At 70.1% G+C, this 23,738-nt stretch carries 24 protein-coding genes; 13 read left to right on the top strand and 11 right to left on the bottom strand.

From position 1 onward, the window contains the following. Positions 1 to 135 precede the first annotated feature (135 nt). Positions 136 to 861: a class I SAM-dependent methyltransferase gene (locus tag NLX83_RS23360; RefSeq protein WP_254237260.1), complete on the bottom strand. Its 726-nt coding sequence runs from the start codon at positions 859 to 861 to the stop codon at positions 136 to 138. A 357-nt stretch (positions 862 to 1,218) separates the two neighbouring features. Here NLX83_RS23360 and NLX83_RS23365 point away from each other — a divergent pair, with 357 nt between their 5' ends. Further along, on the top strand, positions 1,219 to 4,224 hold the full coding sequence (locus tag NLX83_RS23365) for a type 2 lanthipeptide synthetase LanM family protein (RefSeq protein WP_254237261.1): 3,006 nt from the start codon (positions 1,219 to 1,221) through the stop codon (positions 4,222 to 4,224). A 213-nt stretch (positions 4,225 to 4,437) separates the two neighbouring features. Here NLX83_RS23365 and NLX83_RS23370 read toward each other — a convergent pair whose 3' ends face one another. Next, a complete protein-coding gene (locus tag NLX83_RS23370; RefSeq protein ID WP_254237262.1) occupies positions 4,438 to 5,295 on the bottom strand; it encodes a hypothetical protein in 858 nt (285 codons plus the stop codon). 278 nt (positions 5,296 to 5,573) lie between these two features. Here NLX83_RS23370 and NLX83_RS23375 point away from each other — a divergent pair, with 278 nt between their 5' ends. The 3 genes from NLX83_RS23375 to NLX83_RS23385 all read left to right on the top strand — a co-directional run bounded on the left by NLX83_RS23375 (position 5,574) and on the right by NLX83_RS23385 (position 9,005). Continuing rightward, entirely contained in the window at positions 5,574 to 6,080 is a 507-nt protein-coding gene (locus NLX83_RS23375; protein WP_254237263.1) for a GNAT family N-acetyltransferase, read from the top strand. A 90-nt stretch (positions 6,081 to 6,170) separates the two neighbouring features. Continuing rightward, a complete protein-coding gene (locus tag NLX83_RS23380; RefSeq protein ID WP_254237264.1) occupies positions 6,171 to 6,578 on the top strand; it encodes a hypothetical protein in 408 nt (135 codons plus the stop codon). 6 nt (positions 6,579 to 6,584) lie between these two features. After that, on the top strand, positions 6,585 to 9,005 hold the full coding sequence (locus NLX83_RS23385; RefSeq protein ID WP_254237265.1) for a DUF4132 domain-containing protein: 2,421 nt from the start codon (positions 6,585 to 6,587) through the stop codon (positions 9,003 to 9,005). Here the strand turns inward: NLX83_RS23385 and NLX83_RS23390 are convergent. Then, the gene (locus tag NLX83_RS23390; RefSeq protein ID WP_254237266.1) at positions 9,002 to 10,273 is read right to left on the bottom strand and encodes a hypothetical protein; all 1,272 of its coding nucleotides are present in this window, start codon (positions 10,271 to 10,273) and stop codon (positions 9,002 to 9,004) included. The genes NLX83_RS23385 and NLX83_RS23390 overlap by 4 nt on opposite strands. Positions 10,274 to 10,571: 298 nt before the next feature. Here NLX83_RS23390 and NLX83_RS23395 point away from each other — a divergent pair, with 298 nt between their 5' ends. After that, complete coding sequence (locus NLX83_RS23395; RefSeq protein WP_254237267.1) at positions 10,572 to 11,060, top strand: hypothetical protein; 489 nt, start codon at positions 10,572 to 10,574, stop codon at positions 11,058 to 11,060. 15 nt (positions 11,061 to 11,075) lie between these two features. Here NLX83_RS23395 and NLX83_RS23400 read toward each other — a convergent pair whose 3' ends face one another. Then, positions 11,076 to 12,068, bottom strand: coding sequence for a GlxA family transcriptional regulator (locus NLX83_RS23400; RefSeq protein ID WP_254237268.1), 993 nt, complete (start codon positions 12,066 to 12,068; stop codon positions 11,076 to 11,078). A 106-nt stretch (positions 12,069 to 12,174) separates the two neighbouring features. Here NLX83_RS23400 and NLX83_RS23405 point away from each other — a divergent pair, with 106 nt between their 5' ends. Then, on the top strand, positions 12,175 to 12,765 hold the full coding sequence (locus NLX83_RS23405) for a cysteine hydrolase family protein (protein WP_254237269.1): 591 nt from the start codon (positions 12,175 to 12,177) through the stop codon (positions 12,763 to 12,765). Here the strand turns inward: NLX83_RS23405 and NLX83_RS23410 are convergent. Continuing rightward, positions 12,726 to 13,214 (bottom strand): PaaI family thioesterase, encoded by a 489-nt coding sequence (locus NLX83_RS23410; protein ID WP_254237270.1) that lies wholly within the window; start codon positions 13,212 to 13,214, stop codon positions 12,726 to 12,728. The two genes, NLX83_RS23405 and NLX83_RS23410, sit on opposite strands and share 40 nt — an antisense overlap. Positions 13,215 to 13,245: 31 nt before the next feature. Between NLX83_RS23410 and mmuM the strand changes: the two genes are divergently transcribed. The 3 genes from mmuM to NLX83_RS23425 are packed head-to-tail and all read left to right on the top strand — an operon-like array spanning position 13,246 to position 15,334. Next, entirely contained in the window at positions 13,246 to 14,118 is an 873-nt protein-coding gene (gene mmuM / locus NLX83_RS23415; RefSeq protein WP_254237271.1) for a homocysteine S-methyltransferase, read from the top strand. Further along, positions 14,115 to 14,573, top strand: coding sequence for an AAA family ATPase (locus NLX83_RS23420; protein ID WP_254237272.1), 459 nt, complete (start codon positions 14,115 to 14,117; stop codon positions 14,571 to 14,573). Before mmuM ends, NLX83_RS23420 begins: the two co-directional genes overlap by 4 nt. Before the next feature lie 2 nt (positions 14,574 to 14,575). Beyond that, positions 14,576 to 15,334 carry a tRNA(His) guanylyltransferase Thg1 family protein gene (locus NLX83_RS23425; protein WP_254237273.1) on the top strand — a complete coding sequence of 253 codons (759 nt, stop codon included), beginning with the start codon at positions 14,576 to 14,578 and terminating at the stop codon, positions 15,332 to 15,334. Here NLX83_RS23425 and NLX83_RS23430 read toward each other — a convergent pair. Continuing rightward, positions 15,315 to 16,136: a phytanoyl-CoA dioxygenase family protein gene (locus NLX83_RS23430; protein ID WP_254237274.1), complete on the bottom strand. Its 822-nt coding sequence runs from the start codon at positions 16,134 to 16,136 to the stop codon at positions 15,315 to 15,317. The two genes, NLX83_RS23425 and NLX83_RS23430, sit on opposite strands and share 20 nt — an antisense overlap. Before the next feature lie 65 nt (positions 16,137 to 16,201). On the opposite strand from NLX83_RS23430, the gene NLX83_RS23435 reads away from it, so the two are divergent. Beyond that, entirely contained in the window at positions 16,202 to 17,002 is an 801-nt protein-coding gene (locus NLX83_RS23435; RefSeq protein ID WP_254237275.1) for an AraC family transcriptional regulator, read from the top strand. Here the strand turns inward: NLX83_RS23435 and NLX83_RS23440 are convergent. The 3 genes from NLX83_RS23440 to NLX83_RS23450 form a co-directional block, all read right to left on the bottom strand. Beyond that, positions 16,926 to 17,318 carry a YybH family protein gene (locus tag NLX83_RS23440; protein ID WP_254237276.1) on the bottom strand — a complete coding sequence of 131 codons (393 nt, stop codon included), beginning with the start codon at positions 17,316 to 17,318 and terminating at the stop codon, positions 16,926 to 16,928. The two genes, NLX83_RS23435 and NLX83_RS23440, sit on opposite strands and share 77 nt — an antisense overlap. A 79-nt stretch (positions 17,319 to 17,397) precedes the next feature. Beyond that, complete coding sequence (locus NLX83_RS23445) at positions 17,398 to 18,279, bottom strand: sigma-70 family RNA polymerase sigma factor (protein WP_254237277.1); 882 nt, start codon at positions 18,277 to 18,279, stop codon at positions 17,398 to 17,400. Between the two features lie 9 nt (positions 18,280 to 18,288). Beyond that, on the bottom strand, positions 18,289 to 18,903 hold the full coding sequence (locus tag NLX83_RS23450; RefSeq protein ID WP_254237278.1) for a LysE family translocator: 615 nt from the start codon (positions 18,901 to 18,903) through the stop codon (positions 18,289 to 18,291). Between the two features lie 81 nt (positions 18,904 to 18,984). Between NLX83_RS23450 and NLX83_RS23455 the strand changes: the two genes are divergently transcribed. Then, entirely contained in the window at positions 18,985 to 19,437 is a 453-nt protein-coding gene (locus tag NLX83_RS23455) for an Lrp/AsnC family transcriptional regulator (protein ID WP_254237279.1), read from the top strand. Between the two features lie 66 nt (positions 19,438 to 19,503). Beyond that, positions 19,504 to 20,481: a serine hydrolase domain-containing protein gene (locus NLX83_RS23460; RefSeq protein WP_254237280.1), complete on the top strand. Its 978-nt coding sequence runs from the start codon at positions 19,504 to 19,506 to the stop codon at positions 20,479 to 20,481. On the opposite strand, the gene NLX83_RS23465 is transcribed toward NLX83_RS23460, so the two are convergent. Then, positions 20,465 to 21,433: a hypothetical protein gene (locus tag NLX83_RS23465; RefSeq protein WP_254237281.1), complete on the bottom strand. Its 969-nt coding sequence runs from the start codon at positions 21,431 to 21,433 to the stop codon at positions 20,465 to 20,467. The genes NLX83_RS23460 and NLX83_RS23465 overlap by 17 nt on opposite strands. 199 nt (positions 21,434 to 21,632) lie before the next feature. After that, on the bottom strand, positions 21,633 to 22,109 hold the full coding sequence (locus NLX83_RS23470; protein ID WP_254237282.1) for a TspO/MBR family protein: 477 nt from the start codon (positions 22,107 to 22,109) through the stop codon (positions 21,633 to 21,635). 231 nt (positions 22,110 to 22,340) lie between these two features. Here NLX83_RS23470 and NLX83_RS23475 point away from each other — a divergent pair, with 231 nt between their 5' ends. After that, the gene (locus NLX83_RS23475; protein ID WP_254237283.1) at positions 22,341 to 23,711 is read left to right on the top strand and encodes a M28 family peptidase; all 1,371 of its coding nucleotides are present in this window, start codon (positions 22,341 to 22,343) and stop codon (positions 23,709 to 23,711) included. Positions 23,712 to 23,738: the final 27 nt, after the last annotated feature.

Consider the following 23,738-nt stretch of genomic DNA (forward strand, 5'->3'; position numbering starts at 1 on the left):
GGGTTCTCTAGGTTGCGGCCGCCGTGCGTTGGGTGCGGAGGCGGTTGGGGCGCATAGGCACAGTTTACGTGGTGTGCGGAGTGCTTGCGGGGCATGAGCTGGGCTCGCCGAGCTTTGGTCAGCGAAGCCTCGCCGTCAGACGGCTTCCAGGACGAAGAACAGGAAGCACAGGAAGGCCGACCTGGTGCCGAGTTCCTCCGGGAACAGCTCGCGGGCGCCCGGTGCCGGGTGCGGTTCGCTGACGACGGCGGTTCGGAAGCCCGCCGCAGTGAAAGCGTCGGTCATCGCGTGCAGCGGCCGGTGCCAGTACGTGAGCACGGCCTTCTGGCCGCTGAAGGTGTACTCGTCGGACCACTTGACGGTCCCGAAGTAGTCGGCTTCGGGATGGACCACCTTGTAGATGATCGGGTGGTTCACGGCCATGATCAGCCGACCGCCGGGCTTGAGGATGCGCCGCAGCTCGGCCAGCGGCGCATCCCAGTCCTCCAGGTAATGCAGCACCAGCGACGCGATCACATCGTCGAACGCGGCGTCGGGATAGGGCAGCGGGGCGGCGATGTCGGCGACCCGCAGGTCCGCGTCGGCGCCCAGCCGCTGCCTGGCCAGCTCCACCATCGTCGTGCTGAAGTCGAAGCCGGTGACGAGGGCGCCCCGGTCGCGCAGCGCCTCGAACAGCGGGCCGGAGCCGCAACCGGCGTCGAGGACCTGCCTGCCCGCCACGTCCCCGGCCAGGTCCAGGATCGCGGGCCGCGTGTAGTAGGCGTTGATGAGGCTGGACTCGGTCTCGGCCGCGTACGCCTCGCCGAAGGTGTCGTAGTCGTTGGCCACGGCCCCGGCGGAGCTCTCGGAAACAGCAGGCATGCGATCCACTCTGGCACAGCACGCCACCAGCGGAGGCGGCCGCTATCCGAGCCTTCTATGGGTGTAACGCCCGTAATGGATCGCCCAGAAAAGTCGCTCAGCACCGGCGAATCGACACTCCTTGAGCCTCCCCTGACATTCTTCGCGACCGCTTCAACGGCGCTTAAGCGGTACTTCAACGCCTTTGTCGAGGCTTTACCTCGCGGGGACTCCCCGCAGGTCGCCGGCCCTGTGCGCCGGGTGATGCAGGGGCAACAGCCGTGTGGGGCGGGGCCGGCGACCGCCGGCCCCGCCGGCTTGTCCGAATGGGATTGCGCGAGGGCCGGCACGTTCTTCGGATGTGTTGTGAGGAGTGCCATGCCCGTCCCACCCGTGTCACCGCCGGACTCGGGTTGGCCCATCGCCGACCTGCGCTGGGCCGACGCGCGCTACCTGCACGAGCTGCCCGCGACCCCGGTGCGCGACACCAAGCGCGCCGAACGCCGGATGGGCCGGTGGAACACGTGCTTCACCGAGGGGTCCACGGCCAGCCGCCGCGCGGCGGGGGTACTGGGCTTCAAGCTGGACTCGTTGTGGCGGACCTTCGGTTCGCCGACGGGCTGCGAGGACCGTTCCCCGGTACCGGACTGGCTGATCCAGGTCCATCGGGTGCGCGGCTACGGCGGGCCGCCGCAGGACGAGCGACACCTGGCCGCCGACGAGGAGTTGGCCGGGATACGCGCGGTCACCGAGATCGTGCGCGGTTACCAGCGCGTGCTGCACAACAGGTTGCGGAGGCTGCCCGCGACCAGCGGCGCGCCGGGCCTGACCCGGCTGCCGGAGCTGGTGGTCGCCGCGTGGCCCCGGCAGCGGATCGCGGACGCGATGTCCGGAGTCGCGGACGCCGACGAGGCCGGGCAGGTGCGGCTGTGGAACACGTACCCGGTGCTGCTGCGCTACGTCAACGACGTGCTGCGGGCCTGGCTGCACGAGCGCACCGGCTTCGCCCAGCGGCTCGTCCGGGACCACGTCGAGCTGAGCCGGGTCTGCGGTGAACCGCTCGGCGAGCTGGTCTCGATCGACTTCGACCGCGGTGACCGGGGCGTCGCGGAGCTGGCGTTCGAGCGGCTGAGCATGATCTACCGGCCGCACAGCGTCGAGGCGGACCGGGCGTGGGCGGCCGTCTGCGCGTGGTTCAACGACCGGAGGCCGCGGCACGACCTGCTGCCGGTCCCGGTGCTGGCCAAGGACGGCTACGGCTGGATGTGCCACGTGGCCGCGCGGCCGTGCCGCACCGAGGACGAGGCGAAGGCGTTCCACTGGCGGATCGGCGCGCTGACCGCGCTGCTCTACGTGCTCGACGGAGCGGATGCGCACCACCGCAACGTGATCGCGCACGGCGAGTACCCGGTGCTGGTGGACGGCCAGGTGCTGCTGCGCGGTCGTTCCGCGGGCACGGGGCACGGAGCGGAGCGGCCGGATCCGGCGGCGGAGCTGATGCGCGAGGGCGTGCTCGGCGTCGGCATGATCGGCACCAGGTCGCTGACCAGGATCGCGCACCCGGGCCGTGGCGGTGCCGCGCTGGTGACGACGCTGGACGAGGGCGCACCCGTCGACCCGCGCGAGCACCGCGACGAGATGCTCGCCGGGTTCGACTGGACCTACCGCGCGATCGCGATGGACTGGCCCCAGTGGCTGGCCGTCGGCGGGCTGCTGTCGAAGTTCATCGAGGTGCCCGTGCGGCACGTGCCCCGCGACCCGGACCGCTACCGCGAGGTGCTCGCCGACAGCCTGCGGCCGGAGCACCTGCGCGACGGGGTCGACCGGGATCGGAGCCTGGTCTCCTTGTCCGCCAACGACTCCGGCGATCAGCCGCGCGAGCTGCTGTGCAACGACGAGCTGCACGCGCTGCGGGTGGGCGTGCTGCCCAGCTACTCCACCCGCGGGCACAGCACGCAGGTGTGGAACCGCGAGGGCAAGCCACTCGGCCCGATGCTGGCGGAGCCGCCGATCGACATCGCGATCCGCCGGATCGGCGAGCTGACCGAGCCGAGCCTGCTGCGCCAGCTCTCGCTCCTCCGGCAGGCGCTGGACGTGCCCGCGCCGGGGCGGACAACCTCCAGGGGACCCGCGCCCGAGCCGGAGGAACTGCCCGGGGACCCGTTGCGCTACCCGGAGGCGGTCGCCGACGCGGTCGACCTCGCCAAGGGGCTGTGCCGCCAGGCCGTGCGGCGCAACGGCGCGATCGGCTGGATCACGCTGACCCCGGCGGGCGGCGGGCACTGGGAACTCGGCCCGGCGCCGAAGGACCTGCGCTCGGGCACCGCGGGGATCGGGCTGTTCCTGTCCACGGTCGCCGCCTACACCGGGGACACCGAGATCGCCGGGACCGCGCACACGGTCGCCGACCACCTGGCGCGGTGGGCGGCGGGCGCGGGCGACCAGCTCGGCAGGTCCGCGCTGGACCGGCCGGACCCCGGCGCTTTCGGTTCGGTCGGCGGGCTGGTGCACTACCTGACCCACACCGCCGTCCTGCTGGAGCGGCCGGACCTGCTCGGCCTCGCCCAGTCGCTGCTGCGGCCGCTCGCCGCGCACGTGCAGCACGACCAGCGCTTCGACCTGGTCAGCGGCAGCGTCGGCGCGATACTCGTCGCGCTCGGACTGCACCAGGTGCTGCCGGGCTCGCAGGCGCTGGAGGTCGCGCACGCGGCGGGCAGGCGGCTGGTGCTCTCCCCCGCGCTGGTGCCGGGGACCGGCATCGGGATCTCGCGCGGCGCGAGCGGCATCGCCTACGCGCTGGCCCGGCTGCACGCGGTCGATCCGCGCCCGGAGTACGCCGAGACGGTCCACGCGGCGCTGCGGCACGAACGCGACCACCTCCACCCGGAGCGGCACGACTGGACCGCGCCGAGGGCGGAGGGCTGCACCGCGGCGCGTGCCCCACTGCTGGGCTGGTGCCACGGGGTGCCGGGGGTCGGGCTGGCCAGGGCGGGGATCGCCGGGCTCAGCGGGGACTGGGACGTGCGGGACGACCTCGACGCCGCGGAGCGCGCCACCGCGTTGGCCCTGTTCGGCGAGACCGGCGGCCTGCTGGCCTCGGTCGGCGACCACGGCCTGTGCCACGGCGACCTCGGCGCGCTGGAACTGCTGGTGCTCGCGGCCCACCGACGGTCCGATGTGGACGGTCTGCGGCGGTGCGGGCAGGCGGCGCGCGCCGTGCGGGACCGGGGCCGGGAGGCCGGGTGGCGGACCGGGCCCGCCCGGCCGGAGTCGGTGCCGGGGCTGATGCACGGCCGGGCCGGGATCGGCTACAACCTGCTGCGCCTGGTGGCCCCGGAGCTGGTCCCCTCCGTTCTCCTACTGGAACCCCCCAGAACCCCTTAGCCCGTGTCCTGCAAGTCCGACCCGCACTCCGCCCACCAAGTAAACTCATCCCATGCCCCACACACGCCCGTTCACCCCCTCGTCAGCGGGCGCCGTCTAGAGAACCCCGTTTCGTACTCATAACGGGAAAAAGAGCGCTCCAAAATCCCGGCAAGAGTACGAAACGGGTTCTTCGGCGACCTCAGCGCAGGATGAGGGTCTGTGGGGTGGGGGCTAGTTCTGGCGTCCCTGGGCGGCGATCGCTCGGAATGCGGCCTTCTCCTCGGAGCCGGTCAGCATCCACTTGCCGTCGTTGTTGTTCTGCCAGTACAGGAAGTGGTGTGCGCCGCGCTCTTTGACGAAGGCCCAGTCGTCCTTGAGGACGGCGATCCGTCGCTGCTCACCGTGCGCGGCGGCGATGCCTCGTTCGCTGATGCCCCAGGGTTTTCCGCTGGGCACCTTGATGAGGTCCCACCACCGCTTGAAACCCTTGTCGTCACGGATTCTGAGCGGTCCGTCACCCGGGCTGGCGTAGACGTCCAGTGAGACGCCGTCGGCCGCGCGCGCGGCGTCGATCCACCCGGCGGGGCTGCCCACGTTGCCCTTGGAGTTGGTCTCCCACTGGTAGGCCATCGCCGAGTACCACACCAGCACGCCGGGGTTGGCGGCCTTCACCACGTCGATCGTCTTGCGCATCAACAGGTTGAACGTCGCGCCGGACATGTCGTCCTCCGGCTCGTGGTAGACGGTGAAGATCGTCCCGGGCGGCAGGTCCTTGGCGAGCGCGCGCAGCTGGCCGTCGTACTTCCCGTCGATGTAGCCCTGGATGTCGTTCTCCGGCGGCTTGGCGGAGTACCAGTGGCGCGAACCCGCCACGCGCCAGCTCGCCTTGTCCGGGCTGCGCAGGGTCGGGTCGAAGGAACGCCGGTAGGACAGCTTGTCGTCACCGATGGCGTTCTGCGCGGTGGACCACCCCGCCGCCTGCGATCCCGTGCTGGCGCCCACCCAGATCGTGGTGGCGGACTGGGCCGGGGACGGGAACGCGACCGCCATGCCGACGGTGATCGACAGCACCGCGAGCTTGTGCGTCACGGACACCTCCTCGTAGTAGACAGCGGTTATGCCGTGAACGACCGCGAGGCACAAGAGAACGCGAGCCCCTTTTGGCTGTGGTCGAATCCGACGAGAACTCCCCGGCGCCCGGGTCGGGGTTCGTGTTGTCGATCGCCAGGCACCTGCCGTTGATGTCGTCGGCGAGCAGCCCGTTGTGCAGGCTCCAGTTCCGCGCCGCGACGTTGTTCCCAGCGGCGCCATCGCGTCAACCGAGAAAAGGACGTGCGCAACTGGGTTCGCCCGGCGATTATGCGGTCATGACAGCGAAGCGGGCGTGGACCGTCGCCCCGGCTCCGGTGGACAGCGCGGAAGCGGCGGCCCTGTGGCGGGAGTACTACATCGACGTCGCGGACCGCTACCGCTTGCTGCACTTCGACAGGCGCTCGACTCCGGCCGAGATAGAGGAGGAGCTGGCTGACTCCTCCGACGCCGATCTCATCCCGCCCACCGGACTTCTCCTGCTGGGCAGGTATGACGGTGAGCCCGCGGCGTGCGCGGGGCTGAGGGTGTACGGCCCGGGTGTCGTCGAGCTGAAGCGGGTGTTCGTCCGCCCCGAAGCGCGTGGCACCGGCGGTGGGGCCTGTCTGCTCGCCGCCGTGGACGAGGCGGCCATCGGCATGGGCGCGAAGCGGATCGTGCTGGACACCCGGCTGGACCTGGTCGAGGCCCGCGCCCTCTACCTCAAGCACGGGTACACCGAGATCCCGGCTTACAACCAGGGCGAGTACGCCGAGGTCTGGTACGGCAAAGAGCTTGACGTATAAGGAAGAACGGGTGTGGGGCCGGCGCTGGGGGACGCGGCGCCCCACCTGGGGCGGCCAGGGCTGTCAGACCCCTGTTCTAGGGTGCCGTTCGTGATGGACATCGAGGTGCGCACGCGGGTGCCCGACGTACCCGCCGTGCTGGTGCGCCTGGCCGACGACCGCACGACGGCGCGGGAGTTGATCAGCCGCGCGGTCGAGGAGCAGATCCGGGAGCTGCGCGCCGACACGGGGCGCTGCCGCCGCGCTCTCGATCGCCAGTACCTGTCCGATGAGGACCTCCGGGCGCAGGCCGCGGCGGGTGTGATCAAGATGCCGCGGCCCGCACCACCGGAACCGGGCATCGCCGAGGAGGTGGCCAGGGCGCACCGGGCCTTCGCGCGCGGCACCTTCGTGATTTTCGTTGGCGGACACCAGGTTCACGGCCTGGACGAGGAGGTCGTGGTCCGGCTCGGCGAGCCGGTGGTGTTCCTGCGGCTGGTCGCGCTGGCGGGAGGCTGATCGCGGATGGAGCAGGTGTACGCCGACGTCATCCGCGAGGAGCGCGAGGCGTTGTGGCAGCTGGTGGATGAGGTCCGGGCCGGGGACCTGGCGGGAATGCGTGCCACCGCCGAGAAGATCCGGCTCCGCATCGAGAAGGGCGAGGACCGGACGATCGGCAACCTGACACCGTATGTCAGGGACGTCATCGCGGAGCTGGACGAGCTCTACGACGCCGGTTTCCCGGTCGACCGGCCGGACGACATCGCCGACCTGCTGGACGCGCCTTGGCCGACCGCGCACCGGAAAGCCCTGCTCGCCGCCTACCTCGACTGCGACGTGCGGCACCGGCTGCTGCTGGACGAGGTGGCGGAGCAGACGACGGACACGGACCTGCTGCGGCTGCTCGTCCTCACCCCGCTCGGCACGCTGAGCCGGGACGCCAAGGCGCGGATTCTCGATGCGCTGCACCACAAAGGTGCGTTGGACGCCGCCGTAGTCGAGCGGGCTTTCACCGACGACAGCTACCTCGGCCACGCGATCACCGACGCCAGTGCGGACGCGGTGCGCGAACACGTGGACGCGCTGACGTGGAAACTCGTTTCCGCGCCGGCTCCGGCGGAGTGGGACGCGCTGCCCAAGGTGTTCCTGCCGCGCGGCCTGCGGTTCGTCCGGGTGGCGCTCGATTGGTCCGGCAACGAGCAAGTGGCTGACCATCTCGGTACGGCGGAGCTGACCGACGAGGAACGCCTCGCGCTGCTCGATCTGCTGAAGGAACGACCGGAGGAACAGCGGCGGGCGTTCGCGTGGCGGCTGCGCGCTGGTGACGCCGAAGCGCTGCTGCCGCTGTTCGGCCTGGAGCGCGCGGCGCCGTTGCTGCGGCTGATCCGGGCGATGCCGGTCGACGAGGCCATCCGCCACGATCGCGCCGCCATCCTCGCCGCGATCGACGACGTGGGAACCGCTCGGCGCCTGCTCGAACTCGAACCGAACGAGCTGGTCTCCGCAGTGCTGGGGGACAACCGCGCCCAAGTTCTGCGGCGCGTGAAACACAATGCGCTGCAAGGCATCGCCGCGTTCGGGATGCTGCCGTTGGCTCCGGACGAGACGGTCCTCGACCGCTACCTGGCGCTCCGCGAGTCCGCGAAGAAGGGCGCCAAGCTCGGCCCCAACCGCAAGCACAGCCACGCCGCCGCCATCGAGATCGCGCTCGACCACCTGGCGCAGGTGGCCGGTGTCGAGGCGAGCCGCCTGGAATGGGACTGCGAGGCTCGCATCGCCGCCGAGACCCGCACGGAGGCAGAGGTCGGCGATTACCGCGTCGCACTGCGATTCGACGGCGCCGACCCGGTAATCGTGGTGAGCCGGGCGGGCAAGGCATTGAAGTCCGTGCCCGCCGTCGTCCGCGCCGATCCCGGTTACGCCGGGCTGCGCGAGCATCAGGAACGGCTGCGGGAGCAGGCTCGCCGGATGCGGACCGGACTGGTGGAACGACTGGTCGCCACCTCCGGGACCCTGACGCCGGACGAGCTGGCCCGGTTGCTGTCGCTGCCCGCCGGTGCGGCGATGCTGCCCGCGCTGCTCTGGCGGGACCGGCTCGGCAAGATCGGCTTGCTTGACCAGGTCGACACCACGGGCCCCGTTACCGCCGTGCACCCGCTCGACCTGCACGAGCGGCAGGCGCTCGGCGACTGGCAGGCGGAGATCGTTCGACGGCGGCTCCAGCAACCGGTCAAGCAGGTGTTCCGGGAGCTGTACGTCCTCACCCCGGCCGAGCGCGAGGCGGGCGACGTGTCGCTGCGGTTCGCCGGGCAGATGGTGAACGGCCGGGTCGCGGGGCAACTGCTGTCCGGGCGGGGCTGGTTCACCCACGGCGACTACGACGACCACCAGGCGACCCGAGCTGTCGGAGACGGCCTCACCGCCGCGCTCCGCTGCGACTTCCACGGCTACTTCGGCATGGGGGACGTCCTGGTCGGCGAGGTTCGTTTCCTGGCGGACGGCACGCCGACACAGCTGGCCGACGTGCCGCCCGTGGTGTTCTCCGAGGTGATGCGCGACCTGGACCTGGTGGTGTCCGTCGCGGGAACCGAGCAGGGGGCGTACCTGTCACCCGCGCAGGCGGCGAGCCGGGGACGTGTGCTCGCGGCGCTCATCGACGACCTGCGGCTGGACCGCGTCACCGTCGACGGGCAGGCGGCCGTGGTGCGCGGCACGCGGGCGACCTACCGGGTGCACCTGACCAGCGGCAGCATCCACGTCGAACCCGGCGGTTACCTGTGCATCGTGCCGGAGTCCTTTGGCGCCAAGGCACATCGGCGGCTTTTCCTGCCGTTCGCCGACGAGGACCGGATGACCAGCGTCGTGCTGAGCAAGGTGCTCCTGCTCGCCGAGGACGAGAAGATCAGCGATCCGTCGATCCTGTCGCAGCTCGATGCCCTCACCTAGCTCGCGAGGAACGCGACGAGCCGATCGTCGAGGTCTCCCAAGGGACGCGACCGGGACGTCAACGGTCGCACGGCGTCGTGCAGTACCCGAAGGCGGCGAACCATTCGGTCGGATTTCATCGTGGTGGCGATGCTGATCGCCTGTTCTCCCAGGGAGGCTGCCTGCTCGTGGTCGTCGCGCGCGAGGTGGGTGAGCGCGAGGTCGGTCCGCACGTAACAACGGCTGCGCACACGCCAAGGCTCGTACTCGTCCACGACCCGGCTGATCATGCGCAGGCCCTGCTCGGGATCTCCGGTGTCGCGCAGGCACCGCCCGAGGTCCGCGGCGAGTTCGGCTTCGGTGTAATGGCTCAACCAGGCGGGTTCCTCGGCTTGGCGGGCGAAGTGCCGCTCGGCTTCCCGCATCGACTCGCGCATCGCGCTGTGATCGCCGAGCTGGGCGTGCCCGCGAGCTTCGACGGCGTGCAGCAACGCCGCCAGGGTCGGAGTGTCGTTTCGCCCCAACATGTTCCGGCCTGCGCGTGCGAGGGAGACCTTGTGCTGCGCGGTGACGCGGCTCAGGTGTGACAGCACGTGGGCGGCGTAGAGCCGATCTCCGGCCGCCATCGCCAGGGTGAGGGTCTGCATGGAGTAGCGCCGAGCTTCGACGTGGCGCCCGGCGTCGGCTGTCGCGGACCCGGCCAGCCAACATGCCTGTGCGACCGCGCTCAGCAGCGCGCGTCCGGTGCGCTCCGAGTAGGTGCCGTGCGCGACCGCGTTCCACCCGCGACGGAAGAGCTGGATCACTGGCTCCCGCACACTGCTCGACCCGAATCTCCGGTCGAGTCCGCGGAGGCGCGCGATGTTCTCGGTCAAGCCGTCGACGTCGGCCATGCCGATGCGTCTGCCCGGAACCGACCCCAGCAATGCCGCCCGGAGACCGACATCGTCGCCGGACAGCTCGATCACTGTGCGCATGGCGCCGTCCAACGGTTCGTAGGTGTCCGCTGACTCAGACCCGCGCTCGGCGAATCCGCAGTCGGCAACGCTGACCTCGCGCCCCAACTGTCGGCTGAGCACCTCCGCGACCAACCGTGGCACCGGCCTGCGCGGTTGCGATCCGTCGAGCATCCGGCGAACCGTCGTGGCGCTGGTGCCCAGGTGAACGCCTTCCTCGGCGCCTGCCGCGACCACGGCGCCCGCGAGTTCGATGTTGCTCATCCCGGCTTCGTCGAGCAGTGCCCGCAACACGTTGTTTCCCGGCCCGGGATGCCTGTCTGATGTGTTCACGACACGAGCATCGCGCCCCGCCGACCGGCAGCCAAGGACACCGCCCGAAGCAGGACCCCAGTAGGACCCCTTCGTAAAACAGCGAGCCCGAACATTTCGTGAAAGTCCGTCGGCTTCTTTGGTGAGTCATTTCGGCTACCGCCGATACCATCTGATGCGAACCGATCCGGGAGTCGATACGCTTCTTCGGTCGAGAAAGTGAAGCTCAAGAATACCTTAGCTGGTCACCAATTCGGGTGAAAAGCATGAGTGTGCTTGAGGGCATTCGCTTTTCCGCCCGCATCGAGAGGTAGTACCCGTGACCAACTGGACCCGCCGGATCGCCGGGGCGGCCACCGCCTCCGCCCTGCTGTCGCTGGTAGCCGTCAGCACCGCACCCCCCGCCCTCGCCGCGAAGCCGAAGTGCGCGCACAGCGAGAGCTTCGACCTGAATTCCCGGGAAGACTCCGGCGGCAACGTCCGTGCCCGCGCCGCGGGCACCATGAAATGGGGTTGTTCCGACGGGAAGTTCCACGTGACCGGGAAGCTGTACGACCTGGACCTGAACGACTCCAAGGGCGCCTACGTGTGGGCGCAGGCATGTGGCTACTACCACGGCAAAGATCGTCCGGGTAAGTGCCGGAACACCAAGGACATGAAGTATTCCTCCCGGCAGGGAAAGGAATTTGACTTCACCGTGTCCCCGCGGGCCAAGTCGGACGGGCCGACCGGTGCCTGGCTGATCGGTGTCAAGGCAACCAGCTACTGGGACGACTCGAACGACGCGTACAAGGTGGTCAAGGCCTAGCTCTCCCGTTTGCACTCATAACGCGGAGGGGCGGAAGCGCCTGCGGTACTCCGTGGGCGTCATCCCAATCTGCCGACGAAAGGCGCGAATCAACGTGTCGATCGTATTGAAGCCGCACGCCGACGCGACCCGTTCAAGCGCGTCATCAGTGGATTCGAGGCGGTTGCGCGCCACCTCCACGCGAGCGGATTCGAGGTAGGCGGCGGGCGTCGTGCCGAGCTCGGACTTGAAGATCCGGGTGAGCTGCCGTTCGCTCACGTGGGCTTGCGCGGCGAGGTCGGCGACGGTGAGCGGGTCGGCGATGTTCCGCGTGATGTGGTGGCGGAGGTCGTCAACGCGGCGCGTGGTGGAGACGGGTTCGAGGGGGATGCTGAACTGGCTCTGCCCGCTCGGCCGCTTCAGGTACATCACGAGCTGCCGGGCCACGCCGAGCGCGACGGCCTCGCCGAAGTCGTCGGCGACGAGCGCGAGCGACAGGTCGAGGCAGGCGCTGATGCCCGCGCCGGTCCACACGTCGCGGTCGCGGATGAAGATCGGGTCGGGGTCGACGTCGACCGCGGGGTGCTCGGTGGCGAGCTGCCGCGCGGTGGACCAGTGGGTGGTGGCCCGCCTGCCGTCGAGCAGTCCGGCGGCGGCGAGGATGTGCGCGCCCACGCAGACGGAGGCGACCCGCCGCGTCCGGCTGGCGAGCGCCCGCACCCGGTCGACCACGACGGGATCGGCGACGGCGCGCACGCGGCGCTGCTCGTCGACGGAGACGGAGCCGGGAACGATGAGCGTGTCGATTTTCTGCTCGGCCACCTCGTCGAAGGTGACGTCGGGCAGGACGCGGACCCCGGCGAAGGTGGTCACCGGGTCCGCGGTCTCGGCGGCCAGGATGACGCGGTAGCCCGGCGCACCGTCCAGTTCCCGGCGCAGCAAAGAGAAAACCTCCGGCGGGCCGGTGACGTCGAGCAGGTCGACGCCGTCGAACAGGACGATGACGACGAGGGGTTCGACGCGGCTCAAGGCGACTCCAACGGGATGTCCGGATCTGCAAGTCGGACGTCATTGCCGACATCCGTGGCCGATCGTAGCGTCGGAGGCGTCAAGATCCTCCGAGGAAGGACACCACGTGCCCACGACGACCCTGCGCGAGCTCAACGGCCTCGACAAGACCCCGGCATCGCTGGCGACGGCGACCTTGGTCCTGGTCGACTACCAGAACACCTACACGCAGGGCGTGATGGAGCTGACGGGATGGGGGCCCGCACTGGACAACGCGGCCGAACTCCTTGCGGCAGCGCGGAAAGCGGGCACGAAGGTGGTCCACGTCATCCACGACAGCGGCGAGGGGACTCCCTTCGACATCCGCGCGGACATCGGCCAGATCCACCCTCGCGTGGCACCCGTCGACGGCGAACACGTTGTCGTCAAAGGGTTCCCCAACTCGTTCACCGACACGGAGCTGGGCGAGCTGGTCGACGCGTCCGGCAACACCGATGTCATCATCGCCGGGTTCATGACCCACATGTGCGTGGCCGCCACCGCCGCGGGCGCGTTCCTGCGCGGCACCAAGGCGACCGTGGTGGCCGACGCGTGTGCGAGCCGTCCTTTGCAGACGGCCGTCTCCGAGGTGCCCGCCGACCAGGTCCACCACGGAGCGCTCGCGATGATCACCGACCTCTACGGGGTCGTCGTCCCGTCCTGCTCCGCCTTGGGCTGAGGCTTGTTGGGCAGGAGAGCCGCGTGGGCCTGGGCGACGAGGTTGCCTTCGTCGTCGCGGATGGACGCGTTGGTCAGCAGTCGGGCGCGGCCTGCGTGCACGACCTCGGCCACGACCGAGTACGCCTTGCCGGGCTGCACCGCGCGCACGTAGTCCACGGTCAGGTTCAGCGTGTTCATCGGGTAGCAGCGGTCGCCGATGCTGACTCCGGCGCTGCAACAGGTCTCGTCCAGGACCATGGCGGTGTAGCCGCCGTGCACGGTCCCGACGAAGTTGGCCAGCGAGTCGCCCGGCGTCCACGCCATCTCGACCCGGCCCTCGGCCGCCCGCGAGACCTGGAGGCCGAGCATGGAGTACTGGTCGGACTGCGGTTCGGGATTCTCGGCCAACACCCGCATCAGCTCCAAGCCGCTCGCCGACGACCACAGGTCCAGTAGCGCCTTGTTCACGGGGTCTCCTGCCAGGTGGTTGCATGGGGATGTGGACTCGCTCATCGAAGCACTGAAGCGTCGTCCGGTGGTGCTCGACGGCGGACTGTCGAACGAACTGGCCGCCGCCGGGCACGACCTCTCGGACGCGCTGTGGTCGGCCCGGTTGCTGCACGACGATCCGAGCGCGATCACCGCGGCGCACCTCGCGTACTTCCGCGCCGGGGCGGAGGTCGTGATCACCGCCAGCTACCAGGCCACGTTCGAGGGCTTCGCCGCGCGCGGGCACAGCAAGGGCGAGGCGGTGGCGCTGCTCAAGCGGAGCGTGGCTCTCGCGAGGGAAGCAGCGTCCGAAGTGGACGGTCGGCGCTGGGTCGCGGCGTCGGTCGGCCCGTACGGCGCGATGCTGGCGGACGGATCGGAGTACCGCGGGCGTTACGGGCTGAGCGTCGACGAGCTGGAACGGTTCCACCGCCCGAGGATGGAAACCCTGGCGGAGGAACACCCCGACGTGTTCGCGTTGGAGACGATCCCGGACATCGACGAGGCGGAGGCCCTGCTGCGGATCGCCGACGACATCGGCATTCCGGCCTGGTTGTCCTACAGCGTCAAGGGAACGTCCACGAACGCCGGTCAGCCACTGGAGCATGCGTTCGCAGTGGACTCCGGCACGGTGATCGCGACCGGGGTCAACTGCTGCGAGCCCGGTGATGTGGCCGCCGCCGTGGGGATCGCCACCCAAGTCAGCGGCAAACCCGTTGTGGCGTATCCGAACGGGGGCGGTGAGTGGGACGGCGCGACCAACGTCTGGCGCGGCGATCCCACGTTCGACGTGAGTTGGATCGAAGCCGGGGCGAGGCTGATCGGCGGGTGTTGCCGCGTCGGTCCCGCCGAGATCGCCAAGCTGGCCGCGGCGGTCGCATGACCGAGATCGCGATCCTCATAGGACTCCAGGCGTCCGGGAAGACGAGCTTCTACCGCGCCGTGCTGGCCGCGACCCACCACCACGTCAGCAAGGACGCCTTCCCGAACGCGCGGCGCAGGCAAGCGCGGCAGCTGCGGCTGATCGGCGAAGCACTCGACGCGGGGCGCGATGTCGCCGTCGACAACACCAATCCCTCCGCCGAGGAGTGGCTGCCGATCATGGAGGTCGGCCGGGCGCGCGGGGCGCGGATCGCCGGGTACTGGTTCCCGCCGGACATCGCCGCGTCGCACGAGCGAAACGCCCTGAGGGACAACAAAACCCGCGTGCCCGATGTGGGGCTGTATGCCACCCTGAAACGCCTGCGAAAGCCTCTGCCGACTGACGGGTTCGACGAGCTGTTCACCGTGCGGTTCGACGGCCGTGGCGGGTTCGACGTTCAACCCTTTGAGGAGTGACGATGCACGGGGCCGAGTTCGAAGCCGGGCAACGTGCCAGGGAATGGTTCCACGAGCTGACGGTGCCGCCCGGCGTGTGGACGGTCGTCCGGGTCGACGGACGCGGGTTCTCCCGGTTCACCGAACAGCACTTCGACAAGCCGTTCGACGCGCGGTTCTCCGGGCTCATGGTGGAGACCGCGCAGGCGATGCTGACGGAGTTCGGCGCCCGCTACGTCTACACCGAGAGCGACGAGATCTCCCTCGTGCTCGACCCGGAGCACGGTCTTTTCGGGCGCGGCGTCGAGAAGATCGTGTCGATCTCCGCGGGCGTAGCCTCCGCCGCGTTCACCCACGCCGCCGGTCAGCCCGCGCACTTCGACAGCCGGGTCTGGATCGGCGCGGGCGTGGGCGACGTGATCGACTACGTGTCCTGGCGCCAGGCCGACGCGACCCGCTGCGCGCTGAACGGCTGGTGCTACTGGACTCTCCGCAAGGCGGGCGCTTCCCGCCAGGAGGCCACCAAACGCCTGCAAGGCACGACCGCCGCGGACAAGAACGAACTCCTGTTCCAGCACGGGATCAACTTCAACGAGGTGCCCACCTGGCACCGCCGCGGCATCGGCCTGTGGCGGGAGGACGTCAGCCGCGAGGGCCACGACCCCGTGCGCGGCGTCGACGTCACCACCACCCGGCGGCAGGTCCACGTCGAACGCGAGCTGCCGATGAAGGACGACTACCGCGCCCTGGTGGAGAAGCTGATCACTCATGGCTCCGGGTGACGAGCTGCTCGCCGGTGAGCGCGATCGTGCCCTGCTCGGTCCATTCCCCGCAGGGGCCGCCGCCCTCGCTCACGTCCAGCTGGAGCGGCGAGCCGTCCATGCGGAGCGCGGGGTGGTAGTAGGACGCGACGGTGCGCGCGTCGCCCTCGATGTAGTGGCCGATGAGCGCGCGCCGGAAGCGGTCGTCGGTGGTGTTGGGCGCGCTGCCGTGGACGAGGGAACCGTTGAAGAACAACACATCCCCGGGCTCCATCTCGACCGGCACGGCGTCCGGGCCCACCGGGAGCGGCACGGTGACGTCGGTGAAGCTGGTCTTCGTGTCGGCCTTCGCGGTGCACAGGATCGGCCAGCGGTGGCTGCCGGGCACGACGAGCATGCAGCCGTTGCCGACGTCGGCGCGCTCCAACGCCATCCACGCCGCGACGCACGTGCCCGGCTCGGCGCGCAGGTAGAAGTTGTCCTGGTGCAGCGCCTGGCCCCGTGAACCGGGCGGCTTGAAGTAGAGCATCGTCTGCACCGCGAACGGTTCCGCGCCGAGCAGGTCGACCAGCAGGCCGCGCAGGCGCGGGTCGAGCAGCCAGCGCAGGCTGTCCTCGTCCCAGCGGTGCATCTGCGCCATCCGCGGGTAGCGCCGCAGCGGGTCACGGTCGCCAGCCCGGACGCCGACGACGTCATCGGAGTAACGGCGCTTGCGGAGCGCCATGTAGTGCTCGCGGAGCCGTTCGACCTCGTCGAGACCGAACACGCCGCGCGCGACGGCGTATCCTTCCTGGTCGAATGCCTGCTTGAATGATTCGCTCATGCCATCAAGGATCGCGACGAATTACCGCGCCACGCCAGTGACTCGAAGCGCGAGGTGTTGCACTTATGACGCATCTGAACTCGCCGCCCACGTTCTGGCGGTGTGAGCCGTCCTGGTCGTGGCACTCGCGGCCGCTCGGCGACCACCTGCTGTGGTGCGTGCTCGACGGCCGAGGGCACATGAGCCTCGACGATCGGCGCCGCGAGCTGGAGCCCGGCTTCTGCGCGGTCTTCCGGCCCGGTGACGCGCCGATCGCCGGGCACAACCCGCGGCGGCGATTGCTGGTCTTCGGGATGCACTTCGACACCGCCGAGGACATCACCACCGAGCCCCGTTGGGCGCAGCTGGGCGACCTGTCGTTGCTCACCTCGTTGGCGCGGCTCGCCGACCGCAGCTTCCAACGCGGCGACGAGCTCGGCGTGCGACAGACGTTGCTGTGCTTGGAACAACTCATCGCGCTGCTGCACGCCGAGCTGACCGCGCCGCCGCGCCGGAAGGTGGACCGCGCGCTCGACGAGATCACCGAGACCATCCGGCAGGACCCGCGCAGGCGGTGGTCGGTGACCGAACTCGCCGCGCGGGCCGCCCTGTCCCGGGCCCAGTTCACCCGCCGGTTCATCGCGCACACCGGGCTCACGCCGACCCGCTTCCAGATCACCGCCAGGATCGAGCGCGCGCACCACCTGTTGAGCGAGACCGGGATGTCAGTGACCCAGGTGGCCGCCGCATTGGGCTACGCCGACCTCGCCTACTTCAGCCGCCAGTACCGGCAGCACACCGGGCACCCGCCTACGTGGAGTGCGGGAACGAGTGGTGTTCATGCGCCACAACCCACCGGCCCCGCTCCTTCCGCAGCCCCAGGGTGAGCCGAAGCCGGTTCTCGGGCTGCGCCGCGAGTTCGTCCGGGGTGCCGCACCGCAGCAGCGCGTGGGCGAACGCGACGTCCTCCCCGGCGGTGACCTCGAGCGAGACGATCTCGAACGACGCTCCCTGCGCCTGCCACTGGAAGAACGGCGGCCACGTCGCGCGATAAGCGTCGATGCCGTGGACGCCGTCGTACGGCGGCGGGACGTCGAACATCACGATGTCGTCGGTGTGATCAGCGAGAACGCCGTCCAGGTCGCCTTCGTGCACGGCGACCGCCCACCGTTCGATCAGGGTCCGGATCTCTTGCTCGTTCACGGGTTCGCCTTCCGTTCGTCGGGTGCTGTCACCGGTAGAACCCGCGAACACGACAGAACTCATCGGCACTCAGCGGAACTCAGCGAGAAATTTCCGGGGGCAGGCCGAACAGGCTGAAGTCGGCGTCCAGGAACGAGACGACCCCGGCGACCCTGTCCCCGCGCAGCGCTAGGACGTCGAGCCCCGCGGGCACGTAGACCGATCCGTTCCACATGTATGTGCCGAACGCGAGCTGCCCGTTGGCCCGCGCGGGAAGGAAGCGCCAGCGATCGGTCAGCGGGCCTTCGCGAAGGAACTCCGCGATGGCGGCGGGCCCCACGTACCACTTCGGCAGCGGCGGCATGGAGAACCTGGCGTCCTCGGTCAGCAACTCCACGATCGCCGCGACGTCGCCGCTTTCCCACGCTGCCAAGTACTTCTCGCCGAGTTCTCGAACGCGGTCCTCGCCGAGGGAACGCAGCGTCGCCTGCTGGCTCACGTCCGAACGCCGCGCGTCGAGGGCGGCTCGAGCGCGTTGCAGCGCGCTGTTGACCGACGCGACGGTGGTGTCCAGTAGTTCGGCGACCTCGCGCGCAGAGAAGCCCAGGACCTCGCGCAGGAGCAGCACCGCCCGCTGCCGCCCGCCGAGGTGCTGGAGCGCCACCACGAACGCGAGCTCCACGCTTTCCCTTGCCGCGTAACGAGCTTCCGGCGAAAGGGAGTCGAGCTGCGCGTCCGGGAACGGGGTGGGGATCTCCCGCCGCGCGCGTCCCTCGATCAGGGTCAGGCACCGATTGGTGGCGATCTTGTAGAGCCAGGCCCGCGCCGAACCGCGATCGTCGAACCGGTCCAGCGAACGCCACGCGCGGACCAACGCCTCCTGGAGCGCGTCGTCGGCGTCGTGCAGTGAGCCCAGCATGCGGTAGCAGTGCGCCCGCAGCTCGGCGCGATGGGGCTCGACCAGCTCCTCGAACTCGGCCACGAGCCGAAACTACTGGTTCACCAGCAGCAGCACGCCGATCAGCACCATCGCCGCGCCGGAGACCCGGCTGACCACGCGCGCTGCGGCCGGTCGCGCCCGCAGTACCACCCGGGCCAGCACGCCGACGCACAGGTAGATCGCGCCGCAGGTCAAGGTGTGCACGACGCCGAGGGTGCTGATCTGCGCGGCGAGCGGCCAGCTCCCGGCGGGAGTGGTGAACTGGGGCAACAGCGCGAGGAAGAGCAGCAGCGCCTTCGGGTTGAGGCCGCTGATGCCCGCGCCCTTGAGCACCCGTGCTACCCGGGATGTCCGCCCCGGGGCGTCCACATCGGCGCCCGGCACCGCGGCGGGACGGGCGAGCGTCGTCCCGCCGATCCACACCAGGTACAGCGCGCCCACCGAGGTCAGCGCGGTGAGCACGAACGGGGTGCTCGCCACGACGGCGGCGACCCCGGCCGCGACCACGGCGGTGAGCCCGACGTAGCCGAGCAGCAGGCCGCCCACCGCGGGCACCACCGATCGGTCCTGGATGCCGGCGGAGATCGTGTACGCCCAGTCCGCCCCCGGGACGAGGACGAGCAGGACGGACACTGCCCAGAACGCGGCGACGGAGCTGATAGCCATGCAAGGAGATTAGGTCGGCATCGGCCAAAGATGTTTCTAAGTATTGTCGCTGATCAGCGCTCTAGTGGAAGAATCTTCCCCATGGACGACGTCGACAGGAAGATCCTTGCTGAGCTCCAGGACAACGGGCGGCTGACGGTGACGGAACTGGCCGCGCGGGTGCGGTTGAGCCTGTCGCCGTGCCACCGCAGGCTCCGCGAGCTGGAGCGCGGCGGGGCGATCCGCGGGTACCGGGCGATCCTGGACGCCGGGGTGGTCGGGCTGGCGTTCCAGGCGCTCGTCTTCGTCACCATGCGCCAGGAGGACCGCGACACCGTCGCCGCGTTCGAGCAGGCGCTCGTGGACATCCCGCACGTGTTGCAGGCGCAGCGCCTCTTCGGCGACCCCGACTACCTCCTGCGCATCGCCACCGCGGACCTGGAGGCGTTCCAGCGGCTCTACGACGAGAAGCTGGCGACGCTGCCCGGAGTGCAACGGCTCAGCTCCACCCTGGTGATGAAGCACGTCGTGCACGAGCGCGCGCTGCCCCTGTAGCGTTCGCGTCCAGCTCATTGCAATGAGCAGTTTGATAGTTTTAGAAACGCAACGTAGCTTCGCGGTGTGAACGCGATCCAGGGAGTACTCGAACGCGCCGTGCCCGGCATCCTCGTCGAGGTCCAGGACGGCGACCGGCGCTGGTTCGGCGCGGCCGGGGTGGCCGACACCGCGACCGGCGCCCCGCGCCTGCCCGAGCACCGGTTCCGCATCGGCAGCACCACCAAGACCTTCGTCGCGACGGTGCTGCTGCAACTCGTCGCCGAGAACCGGCTCAGCCTCGACGACGCCGTCGAGCGGTGGGTGCCCGGCGTCGGCGGTGTCTCGGTGCGGCAGCTCCTCAACCACACGAGCGGGATCTTCAGCTACACCAATGACCAGGAGGCGTTGAGCCAGCACGAGCACTACACGCCGGAGATGCTCGTCAAGATCGCGATGTCGTACCCCGCGGACTTCGCGCCCGGCACGGGCTGGGGCTACTCCAACACGAACTACGTCCTCGCCGGGATGATCATCGAACGGGTCACCGGCGCGCGGCTCGACGAGGAGATCGGCGGGCGGATCGCCCTGCCCGGGACCTACCTGCCGTCCGACGAGAAGATCCGCGGACCGCACTCGCGGCACTACACGCGGCTGTACGACCCCGATCCGAACGCGCCGATCCACGACGTGACCGAGCTGGACGGCAGCCCGTTCTGGGCCGCTGGAGCCATGATCTCCACGGCGGGCGAGCTGAACCGGTTCTTCGGCGAGCTGCTCGGCGGACGGCTGCTCCCGCCGGAACTGATGCGGGAGATGACCACGACGGTGCCGACGAAGGACTGGATCGACAACACCGCTTACGGCCTCGGCCTGGTCGAGCTGCGGCTGTCGTCCGGGGTCGTGGTGTGGGGCATGGCGGGCTCGATCTTCGGGTCCTGGACCTACACCTTCGGCACGCGGGACGGCCGCCATGTGCTCAGCGCCAACATGAACGGGGACTGGACGGACGCGATCGGCATCTTCACCGACCTGCTCGAAGCCGAGTTCAGTCCCACTCGTTGAGCAGTCGCCGCGCCGATCCGCCGATCGGTCCGACAGCGTCGGCCAGCGTCGCCGCGTCGGGCAGGCGCGCGTCTCTCACGGCGGCCACGGCCTGGGCGGCGTCGCCGATCGTGGAGGAGCAGACCGCGCGCAGGTAGTCCGGCACGGTGAGGGCGGGGTCGGTGCAGCCCACGAGCGGCGTGCCGACCGCCGCGATCAACGGGAACACCGTGCCGGGAATGCCGATCGCGGCCTCCGCCCTGGCCGACGCCGCGAGCGAGCTGACCGGGCTGATCTCGTACTTCTCCCACAGGCGGCGGTTTTCGCGGGGGTGCAGGCCGACCAGGACGCGCTTGCCCGCGGCGGCGAGCCGTTCCGCCGCGGCGAGCAGGAGCTCCGTTCCCGGCGCCGCGCTCCCCGTGCCGTCGGGATGGGTGACGCTGGTGAGGACCAGCACGAGGTCCTTCTCCGGAGCGCGCCGCGGGAGGTCGTCGGTCTGCGGCGAGCCGACGACCTCGACCCGCCTCTTCGTGCCGAGATAGGTGCCGAACGCACGAGCTTCGGCGGGGGAGGACGCGGTAATCACGCGCAGGCGGCGGCGGATCTCCCGGGCGCGTGGTGCTTCAACCGGCACCTGGTAGGCGAGCGCGCTCGCGGCCACCCGGGTCCGGCGGAACCGCGCCGCGCAGTCGGCGGGCCAGTCGCCGGCTCCGGTGACCACGAGCAGGTCCGCGCGGGGAGCGTCCGCCGGAGTCGCCACCGGCACCGGGTCGCCTGGCGTGACCTTCGAGTAGTCCGGCACCAGTTGGGTCAGCCGCCACCCGCGCCGCGCCGCCTCCGCGAGCAGGGGTTTGACGTGATACGTCGCCCAGGGCTCATTGGTAGCAACCAAAACCTCGCGACCACGCCCCACCCCGAGGGCAACGGCGAGCGCACCCCCAAGCACCCCACGCCGCGACAACAGGCTCTTCATGCCGCGCACGATAAGCGCCCATCCCCAACACAAGGTGAACACCCACCACGCGCGTCGACTAAGCTACGACCCACCACTCCACCCCTAGATGCCCCCAACGTGGGCCGGGGTGGTCTAGAGAACCCCGTTTCGTACTCAATACCGTGGATTAGAGCGCTCCAAAACCCGTTAAGAGTACGAAACGGGGAAAAGCGGAACGTTAGTTGAGGATTACGACCGCGAGGTTGAGCGCCGCGGTGTAGACGAGCCACAGCAGGTAGATGCCCTGGAACAGCGCGGCGAGGCGCGAGCGGCGGAAGAACAGCCACGCGGTCACCAGCACCACCAGGTTCAGCGCCAGGATGTCCAACAGCGCGTAGACCGCCATCCCCGCACCGAAGAACAGCGGGACCCACGCCGCGTTGAGGAGCAGGCCGAACCCGTAGACGGCCACCCCGGTCTTGGACCCGCCCGCTCGCCAGTACAGCCAGCCGGAGAGCGCCATCAGCGCGTATACGACCGTCCACATAGGACCGAAAAGCCAGGAGGGCGGGGCCCAGTCGGGCAGCCGCAGCGCCGCGTAGGTCTCCTTCGCGCCACCGCCGAAGGAGGCGCCGATCACCGCGACGATCCCGACGGCGCTGCCGAACCCGGCCAGGGCGAAGGGGAGGGACGGGGCTCGAATGGGGGTGGCCATTGCTCGCCTTCGTTCACTCGGTGGCTGAGTTGATCGATGGTAGAGCCTGCCACCAGGGGGCTCCTGCCTGGAGAAGACGGTTCCGGCCCAGCGGCAGGCGGGCCCTTCGGAGTAGCCCCTGCGTGCAGTTGCGCGCTGCTGCAAAAGGCCGTTGGCAGGGCCGAATCCGCGACATACGTTCAGGTCAACCGGTTCCTGTCCCGGGGCCGGTCTGGGGAGAGGACGTCCACCATGGCCGTGCGCCGCCGTGACCTTCTCGCGGGTGCCGTCGCGTTAGCCGGATTCGCCACCGTCGGGCTGCTACCCGGAACCGCCGCCGCGGTGACCCGGCAGCGCCCCGGGGCCCAGCTGCCGCCGTCCCTGGCGATCGGGGACCGCGCCGTCGTGGCCAGGGCCAGCGCCCGCCGCGCCATGGAACACCTCCAGGTGCTCAGCAACGAGATCGGCCCGCGGATCGGCGGCACCCCGTCCGAGCGGCGGGCCGCCGACTACATCGCGGGCGTGCTGCGCAGGCTCCGCTACGACGTGACGTTGCAGCCCTTCCCCGTCGCCGACAAGCACCTCGCCGACATCTCCGTGGTCGGCGACCGCGGGCCGAAGTGGCAGACCGGCGCCGCGCCGCAGGGCAAGCTCGACGTGACGGTCTCCGGCGCGGTGGTCGACATCGGCAAGGCCACGCCCGAGGAGCTGGCGCACGTGCGCGGCCAGATCGCCTTCGTGCCCGACTCGCAGGTCAACAGCGCCGCGCCGCGGCTCGCGGTGGAGGCGGGCGCGATCGCCGTCCTGCTCTCCCGCAAGGGCACCCCGGAGCGCAAGCTCAGCGCGTTCACCCCGACGCTGCCCGCCGCCCTGCCCGTGCCCGTGCTGGGCCTGGCGCAGATCCAGGGGGAGCGGCTCACGCAGCGGCTGGCGGCGGGCCCCGTGCGGATGAGCCTCACCGCGACCCACCACAGGAACCTCACCTCCTACAACGTGCTCGCCGAGCGTCCGGCCACGCTGCCGAACCCGGACGGCAAGGTCGTGATGATCAGCGCCCACTACGACAGCGTGCCCGGTTCGCCCGGCGCCAACGACGACGGCAGCGGCACCGCGCTCTGCCTGGAGCTGGCCAGGGTGCTGCGGTACCTGCCCACGCAGCAGGCGGTCCGCTTCGCGCTGTGGGGCTCGGAGGAGCAGGGCCTGATCGGCTCGCGGCACTACGTCAAGCAGCTCTCCGACGTCGACGCCAAGCGCATTTCGGGCTGCTTCCAGAACGACATGGTCGCCACGAGCTGGGACCCGGCCGTCGTGTACTGGCTGCTGTCGGTCGACGGCGGCAACAACAACACCACCGGCGCGGTGGCTGCCGCTGCGCAGCGGCTCGGCTACCAGCCGCGGACGAAGGGCCCGGTGGCGCGCGGCTCCAGCGATCACGTGCCGTTCCACGAGCGCGGGATCGCCTCGGCGAACTTCAGCTGGCGCGGCGAGACCGGCCCGGCGCTGCTGGAGCCGACCTACCACACGCCCGAGGACACCATCGCCGCGAACATCAGCAGCGAACGCCTCCAGGTCTCCCTGGAACTGATCGGCTCCGCCGCCTACGAGGTGGCCCGCCACCGCTGACCCGAATTGGCGCGTCTTCAAGACCCC

The organism is Allokutzneria sp. A3M-2-11 16 (assembly GCF_024213555.1).
In the GTDB taxonomy this organism is placed as follows: Bacteria; Actinomycetota; Actinomycetes; order Mycobacteriales; family Pseudonocardiaceae; genus Allokutzneria.